This window comes from Micromonospora sp. NPDC050784, from assembly GCF_044456765.1.
Lineage (GTDB): Bacteria > Actinomycetota > Actinomycetes > Mycobacteriales > Micromonosporaceae > Micromonospora > Micromonospora foliorum.
The window spans coordinates 124,846-140,683 of record NZ_JBITGG010000013.1 but is presented as its reverse complement, the minus strand read 5'-3'; the positions used below and the strand labels follow the sequence as shown (position 1 = coordinate 140,683).

17 protein-coding genes are annotated in these 15,838 nt (G+C 69.3%); 2 read left to right on the top strand and 15 right to left on the bottom strand.

Annotation, left to right across the window (positions count from 1 at the left end):
* Positions 1 to 27: 27 nt before the first annotated feature.
* Together ACIBD9_RS19345 and murA are read right to left on the bottom strand one after the other, a co-directional pair.
* Positions 28 to 876 carry a 3-hydroxyacyl-CoA dehydrogenase family protein gene (locus tag ACIBD9_RS19345; protein WP_396719382.1) on the bottom strand — a complete coding sequence of 283 codons (849 nt, stop codon included), beginning with the start codon at positions 874 to 876 and terminating at the stop codon, positions 28 to 30.
* A 99-nt stretch (positions 877 to 975) separates the two neighbouring features.
* Positions 976 to 2,418: a UDP-N-acetylglucosamine 1-carboxyvinyltransferase gene (murA, locus tag ACIBD9_RS19340; RefSeq protein ID WP_396719380.1), complete on the bottom strand. Its 1,443-nt coding sequence runs from the start codon at positions 2,416 to 2,418 to the stop codon at positions 976 to 978.
* Here murA and ACIBD9_RS19335 point away from each other — a divergent pair.
* Positions 2,417 to 2,989: a cob(I)yrinic acid a,c-diamide adenosyltransferase gene (locus tag ACIBD9_RS19335; RefSeq protein WP_238659264.1), complete on the top strand. Its 573-nt coding sequence runs from the start codon at positions 2,417 to 2,419 to the stop codon at positions 2,987 to 2,989. The genes murA and ACIBD9_RS19335 overlap by 2 nt on opposite strands.
* 314 nt (positions 2,990 to 3,303) lie before the next feature.
* Here the strand turns inward: ACIBD9_RS19335 and ACIBD9_RS19330 are convergent, their stop codons facing one another.
* The 13 genes from ACIBD9_RS19330 to glyA all read right to left on the bottom strand — a co-directional run bounded on the left by ACIBD9_RS19330 (position 3,304) and on the right by glyA (position 14,322).
* Positions 3,304 to 3,759: a DUF2550 domain-containing protein gene (locus ACIBD9_RS19330; RefSeq protein ID WP_091405874.1), complete on the bottom strand. Its 456-nt coding sequence runs from the start codon at positions 3,757 to 3,759 to the stop codon at positions 3,304 to 3,306.
* Between the two features lie 12 nt (positions 3,760 to 3,771).
* Positions 3,772 to 4,053 (bottom strand): F0F1 ATP synthase subunit epsilon, encoded by a 282-nt coding sequence (locus tag ACIBD9_RS19325; RefSeq protein WP_030333186.1) that lies wholly within the window; start codon positions 4,051 to 4,053, stop codon positions 3,772 to 3,774.
* A gap of 103 nt (positions 4,054 to 4,156) precedes the next feature.
* Entirely contained in the window at positions 4,157 to 5,299 is a 1,143-nt protein-coding gene (locus ACIBD9_RS19320; RefSeq protein WP_396719377.1) for an LCP family protein, read from the bottom strand.
* Between the two features lie 223 nt (positions 5,300 to 5,522).
* The gene (atpD, locus tag ACIBD9_RS19315) at positions 5,523 to 6,959 is read right to left on the bottom strand and encodes a F0F1 ATP synthase subunit beta (RefSeq protein ID WP_396719375.1); all 1,437 of its coding nucleotides are present in this window, start codon (positions 6,957 to 6,959) and stop codon (positions 5,523 to 5,525) included.
* Positions 6,959 to 7,888: a F0F1 ATP synthase subunit gamma gene (locus ACIBD9_RS19310; RefSeq protein ID WP_238659267.1), complete on the bottom strand. Its 930-nt coding sequence runs from the start codon at positions 7,886 to 7,888 to the stop codon at positions 6,959 to 6,961. Before ACIBD9_RS19310 ends, atpD begins: the two co-directional genes overlap by 1 nt.
* Before the next feature lie 4 nt (positions 7,889 to 7,892).
* On the bottom strand, positions 7,893 to 9,545 hold the full coding sequence (gene atpA / locus ACIBD9_RS19305) for a F0F1 ATP synthase subunit alpha (protein WP_396719373.1): 1,653 nt from the start codon (positions 9,543 to 9,545) through the stop codon (positions 7,893 to 7,895).
* Positions 9,546 to 9,685: 140 nt separating this feature from the next.
* On the bottom strand, positions 9,686 to 10,507 hold the full coding sequence (locus ACIBD9_RS19300) for a F0F1 ATP synthase subunit delta (RefSeq protein WP_396719371.1): 822 nt from the start codon (positions 10,505 to 10,507) through the stop codon (positions 9,686 to 9,688).
* Positions 10,507 to 11,046, bottom strand: coding sequence for a F0F1 ATP synthase subunit B (locus ACIBD9_RS19295; protein WP_396719369.1), 540 nt, complete (start codon positions 11,044 to 11,046; stop codon positions 10,507 to 10,509). Before ACIBD9_RS19295 ends, ACIBD9_RS19300 begins: the two co-directional genes overlap by 1 nt.
* Before the next feature lie 28 nt (positions 11,047 to 11,074).
* On the bottom strand, positions 11,075 to 11,320 hold the full coding sequence (locus ACIBD9_RS19290; RefSeq protein ID WP_396719367.1) for a F0F1 ATP synthase subunit C: 246 nt from the start codon (positions 11,318 to 11,320) through the stop codon (positions 11,075 to 11,077).
* Between the two features lie 67 nt (positions 11,321 to 11,387).
* On the bottom strand, positions 11,388 to 12,185 hold the full coding sequence (atpB, locus tag ACIBD9_RS19285) for a F0F1 ATP synthase subunit A (protein ID WP_396719365.1): 798 nt from the start codon (positions 12,183 to 12,185) through the stop codon (positions 11,388 to 11,390).
* 11 nt (positions 12,186 to 12,196) lie between these two features.
* Positions 12,197 to 12,433, bottom strand: coding sequence for an AtpZ/AtpI family protein (locus ACIBD9_RS19280; RefSeq protein WP_030488045.1), 237 nt, complete (start codon positions 12,431 to 12,433; stop codon positions 12,197 to 12,199).
* 181 nt (positions 12,434 to 12,614) lie between these two features.
* Positions 12,615 to 13,040, bottom strand: coding sequence for a hypothetical protein (locus ACIBD9_RS19275; protein WP_396719363.1), 426 nt, complete (start codon positions 13,038 to 13,040; stop codon positions 12,615 to 12,617).
* Complete coding sequence (glyA, locus tag ACIBD9_RS19270; protein ID WP_091405895.1) at positions 13,033 to 14,322, bottom strand: serine hydroxymethyltransferase; 1,290 nt, start codon at positions 14,320 to 14,322, stop codon at positions 13,033 to 13,035. Before glyA ends, ACIBD9_RS19275 begins: the two co-directional genes overlap by 8 nt.
* A gap of 35 nt (positions 14,323 to 14,357) precedes the next feature.
* Here glyA and ACIBD9_RS19265 point away from each other — a divergent pair, with 35 nt between their 5' ends.
* On the top strand, positions 14,358 to 15,818 hold the full coding sequence (locus ACIBD9_RS19265) for an SDR family oxidoreductase (RefSeq protein WP_396719361.1): 1,461 nt from the start codon (positions 14,358 to 14,360) through the stop codon (positions 15,816 to 15,818).
* The last annotated feature ends 20 nt before the right edge of the window (positions 15,819 to 15,838 follow it).

The window sequence follows — 15,838 nt, the reverse complement described above, 5'->3', positions numbered from 1 at the left end:
GGCGGACGCCGCCCCGGCCGCCACAACTCAGTACGTGTAGAAGCCCTTGCCGGTCTTGCGGCCCAGGTCGCCGGCGGTGACCATCCGCTGGAGCAGCTCCGGCGGAAAGAACTTCTCGTCGGCGGTGTCGGTGTAGATGTTCTTCGAGGCGTGCAACAGCACGTCCACCCCGGTCAGGTCGGTGGTGGCCAGCGGGCCCATCGCGTGCCCGAAGCCCAGCCGGCAGGCGGTGTCCAGGTCCTCCGCGGACACCACGCCGGACTCCACCAGCTTGACCGCCTCCATCACCAGGGCGGAGATCAGTCGGGTCGTGACGAAGCCGGCGATGTCCCGGTTGACCACGACCACCGTCTTGCCGATCTCCTCGGCGAAGGCCCGCGCCGTGCCCAGCGTGGCGTCGCTGGTCTTGTAACCGCGCACCAGCTCGCAGAGCTGCATCATCGGCACCGGGGAGAAGAAGTGGGTGCCGACGACCGCCTCGGGCCGCTCGGTCACCGCGGCGATCTGGGTGACCGGGATGGCCGAGGTGTTGGTGGCGAGCACCGCGTCCGACTTGCAGATCTTGTCCAGGGCGCGGAACACCTCGTGCTTGATCTCCAGCCGCTCGAAGACCGCCTCGACCACGATGTCCGCGTCGGCCGCCGCCTCCAGGTCGGTGGTCGGGGTGATCCGCGCCAGCGTCGCCTCGACCTCGGACGCCTCGATCCTGCCCTTCTCGGCGAACTTCTCCAGTGACTTCCGAATGCCGCCCAGACCCCGTGTGGTGGCCGCGTCGTCCAGGTCGCGCAGCGTCACCTGCCAGCCCGCCTGCGCCGCCACCTGGGCGATGCCGGAACCCATCAACCCGGCCCCGACGACCGCGAGTCGACCCGCCATCTACTTCTCCCTCGCTGCGATTGAGTGCCTGCCTGCACCCTAGTCGGCGAGCCTGAACGATGGCTAAGTGGCGGTCGGGCCGGATCGCGGCGCCCGGCCTCAGATCTCCAGTGCCGGCTCCTCCGGCGTGGTGCCCCGCTCGACCGCCACCCCGAGCGCCCGCAGGTCGGCCACGAAGTCCGGGTAGCCCCGGTCGACGTGGTGCACGTGGGAGACCTCGGTGAACCCCTTGGCGCAGAGCCCGGCGATGATCAACCCTGCTCCGGCCCGGATGTCGGTGGCCCGCACGGGGGCGCCGGAGAGCCGGTCCCGTCCCCGGACCACCGCGTGATGCCCGTCGGTCTTGATGTCCGCGCCGAGCCGCATCATCTCGTTGGCGAACATGAACCGTCCGTCGAAGATGTTCTCGGTGATCAAAGAGGCGCCGTCACTGACGGCCGCCAGGCCGATCGCCATCGGCAGCAGGTCGGTGGCGAAGCCGGGGTACGGCAGCGTCACCACGTCCACCGCCCGGGGCCGCTCGTCCATCCGTACGCGGAAGCCGTCCCCCCGGGTCTCCACCAGCCCGCCGGCGGCCACCACCTTGTCCAGGGCGACCTCCAGGAAGGCCGGGTCCAGCCCGGTCACCGTCACGTCGCCCCGGGTCATCGCCGCGCCGAACGCCCAGGTGCCGGCGACGATCCGGTCCCCCACCGTGGCGTGACGCACCGGACGCAGACCGGGCACGCCGGTGATCCGCAAGGTGGACGTGCCCGCGCCGACGATGCGCGCGCCCATCTGGCTGAGCATCGTGCAGATGTCGACGATCTCCGGCTCCCGGGCCGCGTTGTCGATCATCGTGGTGCCCTGGGCCAGCACCGCCGCCATCACCAGGTTCTCGGTCGCGCCGACGCTGGGGAAATCCAGCACGATGTCCGCGCCGCGTAGCCCGTGCGGGGCGGAGGCGATGACGAACCCGTGCTCACCGGAGATCTCCGCGCCCATCCGGGTCAGCCCGGAGATGTGCATGTCCAACCCCCGCGACCCGATCGCGTCGCCGCCGGGATGGGCCACCCGCACGTACCCCCGACGGGCCAGCAGTGGGCCGAGCACGCAGATCGACGCGCGCAACCGTCGGACCAGGTCGTAGTCGGCCTCCGCGCCCGGCTGTTCGGGCACGTCGATCGTCACCGACCGGGACCGGGCCACGCCGCCCCGGGCGACCATCGGGTCGACCGGGTCGTCCGCGTCGAACTGGACGTCGCAGCCCAGCCGACGCAGCACCTCCCCCATGATCGCGATGTCGGTGATCCGGGGGACGTTGGTGATCACGCTGCGGCCCGGCGCGAGCAGCGCCGCGGCCATCAGCTTCAACGCCGAGTTCTTGGCACCCACCACGTGCACGGTTCCGGCCAGCCGGGCGTCACCGTGGACCCGGATGACGTCGACATCGTTGACCGCCGGATCGCCGGCGTCGCCGGGACCCACCACCAGCGGCCAGCCGGCGGTGCTGTCCGGCCGCGCCGGGATCGTCAGGTCGGGAATCCGTAGGCTGTGCGTCATGGCCGTCCACCTCACGCGCATCTACACCAAGGCCGGCGACGCCGGCATGACCAGGCTGAGCAACAACGAGCAGGTGCCGAAGACCGATCCGCGGATCGCCGCGTACGCGGATGTCGACGAGTGCAACGCGGCGCTCGGCGTCGCGCTCGCGCTGGGGAACCTCGACGAGGAGCTTCGCGGCGTGCTGGGGTCGGTGCAGAACGACCTGTTCGACGTCGGCGCCGACCTGTCAACCCCGGTCGAGCCGGAGCCGAAGTACCCGCCTCTGCGGGTGACCGAGGAGTACGTCGAGCGCCTGGAGGGCTGGTGCGACGAGTACAACGCACGCCTGAGCAAGCTCGACTCCTTCATCCTCCCCGGCGGCACCGCAGGCGCGGCGCTGCTGCACGTGGCGCGGACCGTCGCCCGGCGTGCCGAACGGGCAGCGTGGGCGCTGGTCAGCCACGATCCGGAACGAACCAGCACGCTCCCGGCAAAGTATCTCAACCGGCTCTCCGATCTGCTCTTTATCCTGTCAAGAACGGCAAATCCGGCAGGAGATGTGCTATGGGTGCCGGGCGGCAAGCGCTGAACGTCGGCGCTCCGCACCACGTCGAGGTGTGGGTTCCCACTCTGCCCGCCACCACGCGTAGCCAAGGCCGACTCCTCAGCAAGCCAACCTGACCAGCGCCTTGATCGACGGGACGACACGACCGGGCGGCACCCGACCACCGAGAGGGCGGGACTCAGCTGAGTCGGTAACGGCAGGTGAGAGAAACCGCGCCGGAACGACGCACAGTGGCAACGACGGGTTTCCGGGGGAGCCCGCCCGGCGCAGGGATCAAGCCTGACCGCCCGGAGCCGGGCGGGCTCCCCCGGAAACCCAGCAAGAGCGACCAGGACGACTCAGGCAGCCGGCCAGTCCTGGGAGGCCATACGCGGCGAGACCGCCCCCGGAGGGGCGGCCTCGAGCCAGGAGAGGAAACCGGTCACGGTCGATCGCGCCATGGCGATCTCCACCGGTGCGTGGTTACTGGTACAGCGGAGGATCACCCAGTCGGCCGGCATGGAGAACCGTTCCTGACCTTCGGGCAACCGGCGGCGCTCCACGGCCAGCCCCTTGCGGGAGAGCACCCGCTTGGGCCGGATCGCGAAGCTGAACATTCGGTACCAGCGCAGCTCGTCACCGGCGAATCGGCCGAAGCCGGGCGACCAGCCGCGGCCGTCGAGCATGGTGGAGACCCGGACGCTGAGCCGGATGATGCCACCGCTGCGGGTGACCAGAGCTCGCCGGACGAAGAGGATCAGAAGCGCGCCGAGGATGACGACAACGCCGATTCCGAATCCTTCGACGATCTCCATCCCCGGTGTGGCTCAGCGGCTCTGCGCGGAGACCGGGGTTGCGCTCTCGGCCAGCACGGTGACACCGTCGGCGCTCACCGAGAGGAAGCCGCCGGCCACCTCGTAGGCGACCTGCTCACCGCCGGCGAGCTTGATGCGGACCTGGCCGGGCTCGGCGAGTTGGCCGAGCAGCGGCGCGTGCCCCGGCAGGACACCGAGCTCGCCCTCGGTCGTCCGGGCGACGACCATCTCGGCGTCACCGGACCAGACCTTCTCCTCGACGGCGACGAGCTCGACGTGAAGCTGCTGTGCCACGCTGTCTCCTTGCTGCGGCTACGGATTGCCGAAAGTCTAGCCTGACGACGTGGCCCGCCCAACGCGGGTGGGGACAACGTCGCCCTGACTACTTGCCCTTGTGCTACTTGCCCTTGTTGACGAATTCCGGGTGCTCGAGCAGGAACGGGTCGAGTTGCTCGTTGTGCAGGGCGTCGAAGAAGTCCGGGACGCCCTCCTGGAACTGCTCGCCGAGATATTTCTTACCGTCGAAGACTCCACCACCGGGGAGCTTGATCATCTCGATGGTGTTCGGGCGGATGTCCTTCAGGGCGAGCCCGAAGTCGACCACGCTGTTACCCCGACCATTGAAGATCAGCGACTGGCCGGCGGCGCGGAGCACCTTGTCCAGCTTGATCGGGTTGGACACCACGTCGGCGCTGAACGCCTGGCCGACCATGGCCTTGACGAACTGCTGCTGGTGGCGCTGCCGGCCGTAGTCGGAATCCGGGACGCCGTTCTTCGGGTAGCGCTGCCGAACGTAGTCCAGCGCCTGCCACCCACTCAGGTGCCGGTTGCCCTTCTTGTAGAGGGCCTGCGGGCCGACGTAGCCCTCACCACGGGTGTTGCCGGGCCGCGGCTTGCCGTCCGGCTGCTTGTGCTCGGACCTCACGTCGCGCTCGATGTACATGTCGACACCACCCATGGCGTCGACGATCTTCTGGAAGCCGGTGAAGTTGATGATCGCGCCGGCGTCGAAGCGCTTGATGCCTGTCACCTTCTGCACGGTGGCGGCCAGCAGCTCGAAGCCCCGTGCCGCGTCGGGGTTGGCCCCCGGCACCTTGCTACCGAACGACATGGCGGCGTTGATCTTGGTGGTCTCGCCCGGAAAGTCGGCCTTCTTGAACGCCGGGATCTGCACGTAGAGGTCACGTGGCAGCGAGAACAGGTAGGCCCGGTCCATCGATGCCGGCACGTGCAGCACCATGATCGAGTCGGCCAGTGGCGCGGCCGTCGGCGTACGCGGGTCGATGCCGACGAGCAGGATGTTGAGCGGACCCTTGATGTCGCTCTTCTTCGCCTGGGCACCCGCCGCCTGGTCGCCGAAGAGGTCGGCCTTGCCGACGGACCCCTCGTAGCGGGCCATGAGCACCTCGGTGCCGACCAGCACGGCGCCGCTGAGCACGGTCAGCACGGTGCCGAACACCGTGCAGATCTTGGCCCATCGCGGCACACCTCGCCAGATGGACGGCTTGCGGCCACTCTTGCCGGCCTTACCCACGAGCATCTCCGTTCGTTACGCCCACGACGAGGAAGACGGGCGCACGTCGTCGAAAGGTTGCAAAGATCAACGCTCGTTCAGGTGAGCGCGGAACGAACCGTAGCTCGGGAGCCTCGGGAGTGACGACCACGAGTAACGGACCGCGACGATGGTAAGGCGCGAACATGAACAAAAGACTGCCCCGGCATTGCCGGGGCAGTCTTTTTGCTACGGGTCGAATGAGGGCTGGTCAGGCCTTCATCAGCTCCTCAGCCTTGCGCTCCAGGTCCTCGAGACCGCCGCACATGAAGAACGCCTGCTCGGGGAAGTGATCGTACTCACCCTCGCTGATCTTCCGGAACGCCTCGATGGTCTCCTTGATCGGGACCGTCGAGCCCGGCACGCCGGTGAACTGCTCCGCCGCGTAGGTGTTCTGCGAGAGGAAGCGCTCGATCCGCCGCGCGCGCTGCACGGTGATCTTGTCTTCCTCGGAGAGCTCCTCGATACCGAGGATGGCGATGATGTCCTGCAGGTCGCGGTAGCGCTGCAGGATCCGCTTCACCTCGGTGGCCACCTGGAAGTGCTCGTTGCCGACGAACTCCGGGGCGAGGATCCGGGACGAGGACGCCAGCGGGTCCACGGCCGGGTAGATGCCCTTGTCGGAGATCGACCGCTCCAGGTTGGTGGTCGCGTCCAGGTGGGCGAACGTGGTGGCCGGGGCGGGGTCGGTGTAGTCGTCCGCCGGCACGTAGATCGCCTGCATGGAGGTGATGGCCTGGCCCCGGACCGAGGTGATCCGCTCCTGGAGCTCGCCCATCTCGTCGGCGAGGGTCGGCTGGTAACCCACGGCGCTCGGCATACGGCCGAGCAGGGTGGACACCTCCGAACCGGCCTGCGTGAAGCGGAAGATGTTGTCGATGAAGAGCAGCACCTCCTGCTTCTTCACGTCCCGGAAGTACTCGGCCATGGTCAGCGCCGAGAGCGCCACCCGCAGCCGGGTGCCCGGCGGCTCGTCCATCTGGCCGTAGACCAGCGCGGTCTTGTCGATGACGCCGGACTCGGTCATCTCGGCGATGAGGTCGTTGCCCTCACGGGTGCGCTCACCCACGCCGGCGAACACCGAGGTACCACCGAAGTTACGGGCAACCCGGGTGATCATCTCCTGGATGAGCACCGTCTTGCCCACGCCCGCGCCGCCGAACAGGCCGATCTTGCCGCCCTTGACGTACGGGGCGAGCAGGTCGATGACCTTGATGCCGGTCTCCAGCATCTCGGTCTTCGGCTCCAGGTCCGCGAAGGCCGGGGCCTTGCGGTGGATACCCCAGTGGTCGTCCGGGGTCAGGGTCTCGCCCTCTTTGAGGTTGAGCACCTCGCCGATCGCGTTGAACACGTGGCCCTTGACCGCGTCGCCCACCGGCACGGTGATCGGCTCGCCGCGGTCGCGCACCTCGGCGCCACGGACCAGGCCGTCGGTCGGCTGCATCGAGATGGCACGGACCAGGTTGTCACCCAGGTGCTGGGCGACCTCCAGGGTCAGCGTCTTCTCACCGCCGGACAGGTTCACCTTCACGTTCAAGGCGTTGAACAGGGGCGGCATGGCGTCGCGCGGGAACTCGGCGTCGACGACCGGGCCGATGACCCGGACCACGCGACCCGTGGCCGTCTTGGTCTCTACTGGTGCAGTCATCACACTTCACTTCCCGACGCGGCCAGCGCGTTGGCGCCGCCGACGATCTCGCTGATCTCCTGGGTGATCCCGGCCTGGCGAGCCGAGTTCATCTCGCGCGTGTACTTCTCGATCATCTCTTCGGCGTTGTCGGTGGCGCTCTTCATCGCCCGCCGACGCGACGCCGACTCACTCGCCGCCGATTCGATCAACGCCGCGTAGATCCGCGTGTTGATGTACCTCGGCAGGAGCGCGTCGAGCAGCGCCTCCGCCTCCGGCTCGAACTCGTACGCCGGCAGCAACCCCTCGGAGCGCGGCCGGTCCTCCACCTGCATCGGTCCGATGACCTTGGTCACCGGGCTCTGCGTCATGAGCGAGTGGAACTCGGTGTAGACGATGTGCAACTCGTCGACGCCGAGCACCCCGTCCGCTCCGGCGCCGCCGTCGGCGTCGTCCGCACCGGCCGTGAACGCCTTGATCAGCGTCTCACCAACGGTACGGGCGTCCTCGAACGACGGCTGCTCGCTGAACCCGGTCCAGTTCGCCTCGATCGGCCGGTCGCGGAACCGGTAGAACCCGACGCCCTTACGCCCGATGACGTAGAGCACCGGCTCCTTGCCGTCCGCATTGAGCCGCGCGATCAGCGACTCGGCCATCCTGATCGCGTTGGAGCTGTAACCGCCGGCCAGGCCACGGTCGCTGGTGACCAACAGGACGCCAGCCCGCCGCACCCGCTCGCGCGGGGTGAGCAGCGGGTGGTCGATCCGCGCGTTGGACGCCAGCGCCGTGAGCACACCGGTGATGGCCTGGGCGTACGGCAGGGACGCCTGCACCCGGGCCTGAGCCTTGGCGATCCGGCTCGTCGCCACGAGCTCCATCGCCTTGGTGATCTTCTTCATCGACTTCGCCGAGCGGATCCGTTGACGAAGAACGCGTACCTGGGCCGCCATGGGATCAGCTCTCGGCCGGGCGGTCGGTCGCGCCGTCGCGGAAGCGGGTCACCGTCTCGCGGTTCTCGTCGCCCTCAAGCGGCGCGGCCGGCGCGTCGTTGACCCGACGCTCCTCGTCCTTGTTGAGGAAGACCTGCTTGAACTCGGCGATCGCGCTGTCCAGGGAGCCGATGATGTCATCGTTCCACTGGTTGTCGGCGATGCCGGCCAGCACACCCTGGTGCTTGTGCCGCAGGTACTGGAGGAACTCCGACTCGAAGCGCCGCACCTCACCGACCGGAACGTCGTCCAGCTTGCCCTCGGTGCCGGCCCAGACCGAGACGACCTGCTCCTGCACCGGGAACGGCGAGTAGTTCGGCTGCTTGAGCAGCTCGACCAGACGCGAACCGCGGTCCAGCTGGGCGCGGGAGGCCCGGTCCAGGTCGGAGGCGAAGGCGGCGAACGCCTCCAGCTCGCGGTACTGGGCCAGGTTGAGCCGCAGCGAACCGGCGACCTTCTTCATCGGCTTCACCTGCGCGGCGCCACCGACCCGGGAGACCGAGGTACCGACGTTGATCGCCGGACGGACGCCCTGGTTGAACAGGTCGGTCTCCAGGAAGATCTGGCCGTCGGTGATCGAGATGACGTTGGTCGGGATGAAGGCCGAGATGTCGTTGGCCTTCGTCTCGATGATCGGCAGACCGGTCATCGAGCCGCCACCCAGCTCGTCGGAGAGCTTCGCGCAGCGCTCCAGCAGGCGGGAGTGCAGGTAGAAGACGTCACCCGGGTACGCCTCACGGCCCGGCGGGCGACGCAGCAGCAGCGACACGGCGCGGTACGCCTCGGCCTGCTTGCTCAGGTCGTCGAAGACGATCAGGACGTGCTTGCCGCCGTACATCCAGTGCTGCCCGATGGACGAGCCGGTGTACGGGGCGAGGTACTTGAAGCCAGCCGGGTCGGAGGCCGGCGAGGCGACGATGGTGGTGTACTCCATCGCGCCCGCCTCCTCGAGCTGCCCCTTGATGGAGGCGATCGTGGAGGCCTTCTGGCCGATGGCGACGTAGATGCAGCGAACCTGCTTCTTCGGGTCGCCGGTGCGCCAGTTGTCCCGCTGGTTGAGGATGGCGTCCAGAGCGACCGTGGTCTTACCGGTCTTCCGGTCACCGATGATCAGCTGCCGCTGACCCCGACCGATCGGGGTCATCGCGTCGATGGCCTTGATGCCGGTCTGCAGCGGCTCGTCGACGGACTGCCGGGACATCACGTTCGGAGCCTGCAGCTCCAGCTCGCGGAAGCCCTCGTTGGCGATGTCGCCGAGCGCGTCGATCGGATCGCCGAGCGCGTTGACCACGCGACCGAGGAAGGCGTCGCCGACCGGAACGGAGAGAACCCGCTCGGTGCGCTTGACGCGCTGCCCTTCCTCGAGCTTGGCGGAGTCACCGAGAACGACGACGCCGATCTCCCGGACGTCGAGGTTCAACGCCACGCCGAGCGTGCCGTCCTCGAACTCCAGGAGCTCGTTGGTCATGGTCGAAGGCAGGCCCTCGACGTGGGCGATACCGTCACCGGTGTCGGCGACGGTGCCGACCTCCTCGCGGGAGACGTCGGACGAGTAGGAAGAGACGTAGCGCTCCAGGGCGCCGCGGATCTCCTCCGTCGAGATGGTCAGCTCGGCCATCCTCTGCTTCCTTAAAATTCAGGGGCCCGGGATACCTAGTACCGACCGGTCCGAATGGCGTCTGTCAATCCGAGCGCTGAGCGGCGGAGCCGCCCCAACGCTGGGCGGCGGAGCCGCTCAGCCGCTGGACGGCGAGCCGATCAGCGCTTCGCGAGCGCGTTGCGGGTCTCGTTGAGGCGGCGCAGGATGGTGCCGTCGTACAGGTCGGAGCCGACCCGCACGCTCACGCCACCCAGGACGTGGGGGTCCACCGTCTGCTTGACGGAGACCTCTCGACCGTATATCGCAGCGAGGCTCGCACCCAGCCGGCGCTCCTCCTCGTCACTCAACGGGGCCGCCACGGTGACGTACGCCACCTGACGGTCCCGCCGTTCGGCGGCGAGTTCCACGAGCCGGGTGAGCGATCCGCTGAAGGAACGCCCCCCGAAGCCGGACAGCGCCACCTCGATGAGGCGAACGGTGGCCAGGCGGGTCTTGCCGGCCAGCAGCTGGCCGACCAGGACCCCGCGCTGGTCCACCGGTGCCGCGGAGTTGGACAGCACCGCCGAAAGCTCGGGCTCGTTGGCGACGACCTGCCCGAAGCGGAACAGCTCGTCCTCGACCTCGCCCAGGTCACCGGCGGCCTCGGTGCTGGCCAGCACCGCTTCCACACCGAGTCGCTCGACGGCGTCGAGCAGCTCCGACGGCGCCGACCAGCGGCCGGACACCAGCGCGGCGAGCAGCTCGAGCGCACCGTCGCCGACCTTGCCGCGCAGCATCCCGCCGAGCAGGTCGGCGCGGTCCGCGCCGGATCGGGCCGGGTCCGAGAGCGCCCGGCGCAGCCGCGGCTCCCGTCGCAGCAGCCCGCCGACGGCGAGCAGGTCGTTCGCGGTGTGTGCCACCGCGACCGCGTCATTGCCGCGGACGTACGCGTCGAGATGCTCGGCCCCGACCTTGTACGACTCCCGGCTGGCGGCCTGCATCAGCGGGCCCCCGTGCTCTCGAGACCGTTCAGGAACCGGTCCACGGTGCCCTTACGCCGCGCCTCGTCGGCCAGCGACTCGCCAACGATCTTGCTGGCCAGGTCCACCGCGATCGTGCCGACCTCCGCGCGCAGCTCACGCACGATGGTGGCCCGCTCGGCGGCGAGCGCGTCCTTGCCCGCCTGGATGACCCGGTCGGACTCTTCCCGCGCCTTGGCGAGGATGTCCTGCCGGATGCCCTCGGCGTCGGCCCGCGCGTCGTCACGGATTTTGGCGGCGTCGGTCCGGGCCTCAGCGAGCTGGGCACGGTACTGCTCGAGCAGCTGGTTCGCCTCGGCCTGGGCGGCCTCGGCGCGCTTGATGCCGCCCTCGATCGCGTCGACCCGAGCCTGGAACGTCTGCTCCATGCGCGGGAAGACGAACTTCATCAGCACGAAGCAGAGCACGGCGAAGGCGACCGAGCCGACCACGATCTCCTGCCAGAGCGGGATGATCGGGTTGTGGGTCGACTCACCACCCTCAGCGGCGAGGAAAAGCATGGTTACCTCCCGGTCAGAAAGGGCGGGATCAGCTGGCGGGAGAGCCGGCCCAGATGAAGCCGAAGGCGATGCCCAGCAGCGCGAGCGCCTCGATGACGGCGAAGCCGATCCAGACGTACGGCAGGGTCATGCGCGACGACTCCGGCTGGCGGGCGGTCGACTGGATGTAGGCAGCGAAGACCAGGCCAACGCCGATGCCCGGGCCGATGGCGGCGAGACCGTAGCCGATGGCAGCGGTGCTACCGGTGACCTCGGCGAGAACGCTAGCGTCCATTGGTGTGGTTCCTCCTGGTTATCACGCGTGACTCTCACGCGGGACGACAACGGATGGTGCGGGTGGATCAGTGCTCTTCGGCGAGCGCGCCCTGCACGTAGCTGGCGGTGAGGACGGTGAAGACGTAGGCCTGCAGGACGATCACCAGGAACTCCAGGAAGGTGAGCGCGATGGTCATCACCCAGGAGAGCACCGAGACCGGGGCCAGCCAGGCGTTGGCGCTCAGCATCGCGAAGCCGCCGAGCGTGAAGACCAGCAGGAGCATGTGACCGGCGAACATGTTCGCAAAGAGACGCACGGCCAGCGAGAACGGCCGAACGATGAAGGTCGAGAAGAGCTCGATCGGGATCAGCAGCGGCAGGATGTACCAGGGTGCCGGCGGGATCAACGAGTTCTTGAAGTATTTGACGAAGCCGTGCTTCTTGATGCCGATGTAGTTGAACAGCACGTAGCTGATGATCGCGAGGATCGCCGGGAAGGCGATGTGCGAGTTCGGCGAGATCTGGAAGAGCGGGATGATCGCGAACGCGTTCGTCAGCAGCACGAAGCAGAACAGCGTCGTGAAGTAGGGGGCGAACCGCACACCCTGGTGACCGATCATGTCGACCGCGATGTTGTTGCGCACGAAGCCGTAGATCGACTCGGCGAACCACTGCTTCTTGGTCGGCACCAGCTGCGGGTTCCGGTAGCTCGCCAGGAAGAAGATGATCAGGACGCCGACCGCGATCCAGACCATCGCCGTGATCTTGGTGACCCAGTAGGAATTCTCCACACCCCAGGGCAGGATGCTGGGCAGGTAGAAGTCCTCCACCGTGGGTGGGAATGCCGCCTGGCCCGCTGCCAGAACGTTCGCCTGTCCGAACACCGCGTCCCTTCCTAAGTAGGCGTGCCGAGCCGGCGGACGACGAGGATGATTCCCCCGGCCATACCGAGCACGACGCCGATCCCGGTGGCGACGCCGCCGGTGTCGAGCCACTGGTCAACCAGCCAGCCGATGAAACCCCACACGAGCATTCCTCCGATGAGGTAGCTGAGCGCGGTCCAACCCTGACCGGCGCCGGACGGAATATCGTCCGGTTCGCCGGCGGGACGGGGGGTTTGGTCACCAGCCATGACGGGGCGAACGATATCAGCCGGGAAGACGAGGCTGTGCCTCACCCCCCGCACAACCGTCGTTGTGTGGGCTTCTCGTGGGCGCCGTCGTCTGTGGGCACGCTACTCCCCTTCCGCCCGTCGGAAAATGACCGGAGGCCGACACATTTCGGCGCGTCCGAAGGGTGGGACGACCGCCAGGTCAGCTGTGCGCCCGGCGGGCGTGCACCGTGGTCAGCCACCAGATGTGCACCGCCGTCCACACTGCCACCCCGGCGACGATGCCGAGGCAGAGAGGGATCAACCCGGGCCAACCGGTCGACGCCACCGCCACCAGCACCACACCCAGCAGGCTGAACTTCAGCACGTACAGGCCCAGGCCGAGCGGCAGCAGCAACTGCGGGTTGATCTGATCCGCCCGGGCCAGCACCACCGTGGTGAGGGTGTAGCTGAGCACCGTGACGCCCACGCCGGCCGCCGCGCCGAGCGCGGCCGTCACACCGCCGGTCACCCCACCCACCACGGCGGCGACCGCGGCGAGCGCCGCCGACGCGGCCAGCAGCACCGGGAGGTGCCGCAGCCGCCACCGCCGGTCGGTGCCCGGCTCGACCACCCCGGGCTCAGCCACGGGGGTACGCCGGGAACGCCGCGACCAGCTCGGACACCTCGGCACCGAGCCGGGTCAGCTCGTCGGCCCCGCCCGGAGCGCCGGGATCGGTGCGCACCGCACGGGCGATCAGGGTCGCCACCTGGCGTAGCTCCCCCTCACGCATCCCCTGGGTGGTGACGCTCGGGGTGCCCACCCGGATGCCGGAGGCCACCATCGGCGGCTGTGGGTCGTACGGGATGGCGTTCTTGTTCAGGGTGATCGACGCGGCGTCGCAGCGTCGCTCGGCCTCGGTGCCGGTCACCCCCAGCTCCCGCAGGTCGATCAGTGCGAGGTGGGTGTCGGTGCCACCGGACACCGGGCGCATCCCCTCGTCGGCCAGCCCGGCGGCGAGCGCCTGGGCGTTGCTGACCACCTGTCGGGCGTACGTCTGGAACTCCGGCTGGGCGGCCTCGCGCAGCGCGACCGCCTTGGCCGCGACCGCGTGCATCAGCGGGCCACCCTGGGTGAACGGGAAGACCGCCTTGTCGATCCGCTGGGCCAGCGACTCGCGGCACAGGATCATGCCGCCGCGCGGGCCGCGCAGCACCTTGTGGGTGGTGGCGCAGACGACGTCGGCGTACGGCACCGGGGACGGGATCGCCCGACCGGCGACCAGGCCGATGAAGTGCGCGGCGTCCACCATCAGGTACGCGCCGACCTCGTCGGCGATCTCCCGGAACCGGGCGAAGTCGATCAGGCGCGGGTACGCCGTGGCCCCACAGATGATCAGCTTGGGTCGGTGCGCCCGCGCCAGGTCCCGTACCTCGTCGTAGTCGATCTGCTCGGTGTCCGGCCGCACCGGGTAGCCGACCGGGTGGAACCACTTGCCGGAGAAGTTCACCCGGCTGCCGTGGGTGAGGTGCCCGCCGTGCGGCAGGTCCATCGCCAGTACCGTGTCCCCCGGCTGCACCAGCGCGGCGTACGCGGCCAGGTTGGCGCTGGCCCCGGAGTGGGGCTGGAGGTTGGCGTGCTCGGCCCCGAAGAGCTCCTTGGCCCGGGCGATGCCGATCTCCTCGGCCCGGTCCACCTCGGCGCAGCCGCCGTAGTAGCGCCGGCCCGGGTAACCCTCGGCGTACTTGTTGGTCAGCGTCGAGCCGAGCGCGGCCAGCACCGCCGGCGAGGTCAGGTTCTCGCTGGCGATGAGCTGCAGGCCGCCCCGCAACCGGTCCAACTCGCCGAGGACCACCCCGGCGATCTCCGGGTCGGTGGCCCTGAGCTGCGCGAAATCCGGCCCCCAGAAGGTGCTCGTCTCGGTCTCCACAGCGAACGAGTCTAGGGGGCAGCAGACTGGGACCTGTGAGATGCCTCGTCACCGGAGCTACCGGCTATATCGGCGGGCGGCTGACGCCGCTGCTGCTCGCCGACGGGTACACCGTGCGCTGCCTCGCCCGTAAGGCGGTGCGGCTGCGCGACGTGCCCTGGGCCTCGGCGGCCGAGATCGTCGAGGGAGACCTCAGCCGACCGGAGACGCTGGCCGCCGCGTTCGCCGACGTGGACGTGGCGTACTTCCTGGTGCACTCGCTGGGCCGGTCCGACTTCGAGGCGGTCGACCGGGCGGCGGCGACGAATTTCGCGGCGGCGGCACGGGCGGCCGGCGTACGGCGGATCGTCTACCTGGGCGGCCCGCTGCCGGCGACCGACGCGGCCCCCTCGCCGCACCTGCGCTCCCGGGCGGAGGTGGGCCGGATCCTGCTGGGCAGCGGCGTGCCCACGGCGGTGCTCCGGGCCGCGGTGATCATCGGCTCCGGTTCGGCGTCGTTCGAGATGCTGCGGTACCTGACCGAGCGACTGCCCGCCATGGTCACGCCGCGCTGGGTCCGCAACCGGATCCAGCCGATCGCCGTCCGCGACGTGCTGAACTACCTGGTCGGCTGCGCCGCGCTGCCGGCGGACGTCAACCGGGGATTCGACATCGGTGGGCCGGACGTGCTCACGTTCCGCGAGATGATGCAGCGCTACGCCCGGGTGGCCGGCCTGCGCAAACGGATCATCGTGCCGGTCCGGGCGCTCACCCCGTCGCTCTCCTCGCACTGGGTCGGCTTCATCACCCCGGTGCCGAACGCCATCGCCCGCCCGCTGGTGGAGAGCCTGATCCAGGAGGCGGTCGCGGACGAACACGACATCGCCCGCTACGTCCCCGACCCGCCGGGCGGGCTGACCGGCTTCGACGACGCGGTGGCGCTGGCGCTGGCCAAGGTGCGCGACGCCCAGGTAGAGACCCGCTGGTCGAACGCGAGCGGCCCGGACGCACCCGCCGAGCCGCTGCCCACCGACCCGGTGTGGTCCGGTGGCAGCGCCTACACCGACGTCCGGGAGCGGGCGGTGGACGCGTCGCCCGCGGCGTTGTGGCGGGTCGTCGAGGGCGTCGGCGGCGAACACGGCTGGTACTCGTTCCCCCTCGCCTGGTCGATCCGCGGCTGGCTGGACCGGCTGGTCGGCGGGGTTGGGCTGCGCCGGGGCCGACGTGACCCGCACCACCTCCAGGTCGGCGAGGCGCTGGACTTCTGGCGGGTCGAGGAGATCGTCCCGGGCGAGTTGCTGCGACTGCGCGCCGAGATGCGGCTACCCGGCCGGGCCTGGCTGGAGATGCGGGTGCAGCCGACCGACGACGGCCGCAGCCGCTACCAGCAACGCGCGGTCTTCCTGCCCCGCGGCCTGGCCGGGCACGCCTACTGGAAGTCGGTGGCCCCGTTCCACACCGTGGTCTTCGGCGGAATGGCCCGCAACATAGCCCGCAACGCCGAGCAGACCCACTGACCGCCCCGCTCCCCGCTCCC

Excerpts from the sequence above, each read along its gene's own strand:
- murA (WP_396719380.1), bottom strand. The coding sequence starts at position 2,418 with ATGACGCACAGCCTACGGATTCCCGACCTGACGATCCCGGCGCGGCCG.
- ACIBD9_RS19320 (WP_396719377.1), bottom strand. The coding sequence starts at position 5,299 with ATGCTCGTGGGTAAGGCCGGCAAGAGTGGCCGCAAGCCGTCCATCTGG.
- ACIBD9_RS19300 (WP_396719371.1), bottom strand. The coding sequence starts at position 10,507 with ATGCAGGCCGCCAGCCGGGAGTCGTACAAGGTCGGGGCCGAGCATCTC.
- ACIBD9_RS19335 (WP_238659264.1), top strand. The coding sequence starts at position 2,417 with ATGGCCGTCCACCTCACGCGCATCTACACCAAGGCCGGCGACGCCGGC.
- atpA (WP_396719373.1), bottom strand. The coding sequence starts at position 9,545 with ATGGCCGAGCTGACCATCTCGACGGAGGAGATCCGCGGCGCCCTGGAG.
- ACIBD9_RS19310 (WP_238659267.1), bottom strand. The coding sequence starts at position 7,888 with ATGGCGGCCCAGGTACGCGTTCTTCGTCAACGGATCCGCTCGGCGAAG.
- ACIBD9_RS19280 (WP_030488045.1), bottom strand. The coding sequence starts at position 12,433 with ATGGCTGGTGACCAAACCCCCCGTCCCGCCGGCGAACCGGACGATATT.
- atpD (WP_396719375.1), bottom strand. The coding sequence starts at position 6,959 with ATGACTGCACCAGTAGAGACCAAGACGGCCACGGGTCGCGTGGTCCGG.
- ACIBD9_RS19330 (WP_091405874.1), bottom strand. The coding sequence starts at position 3,759 with ATGGAGATCGTCGAAGGATTCGGAATCGGCGTTGTCGTCATCCTCGGC.
- ACIBD9_RS19295 (WP_396719369.1), bottom strand. The coding sequence starts at position 11,046 with ATGCTTTTCCTCGCCGCTGAGGGTGGTGAGTCGACCCACAACCCGATC.
- ACIBD9_RS19290 (WP_396719367.1), bottom strand. The coding sequence starts at position 11,320 with ATGGACGCTAGCGTTCTCGCCGAGGTCACCGGTAGCACCGCTGCCATC.
- ACIBD9_RS19345 (WP_396719382.1), bottom strand. The coding sequence starts at position 876 with ATGGCGGGTCGACTCGCGGTCGTCGGGGCCGGGTTGATGGGTTCCGGC.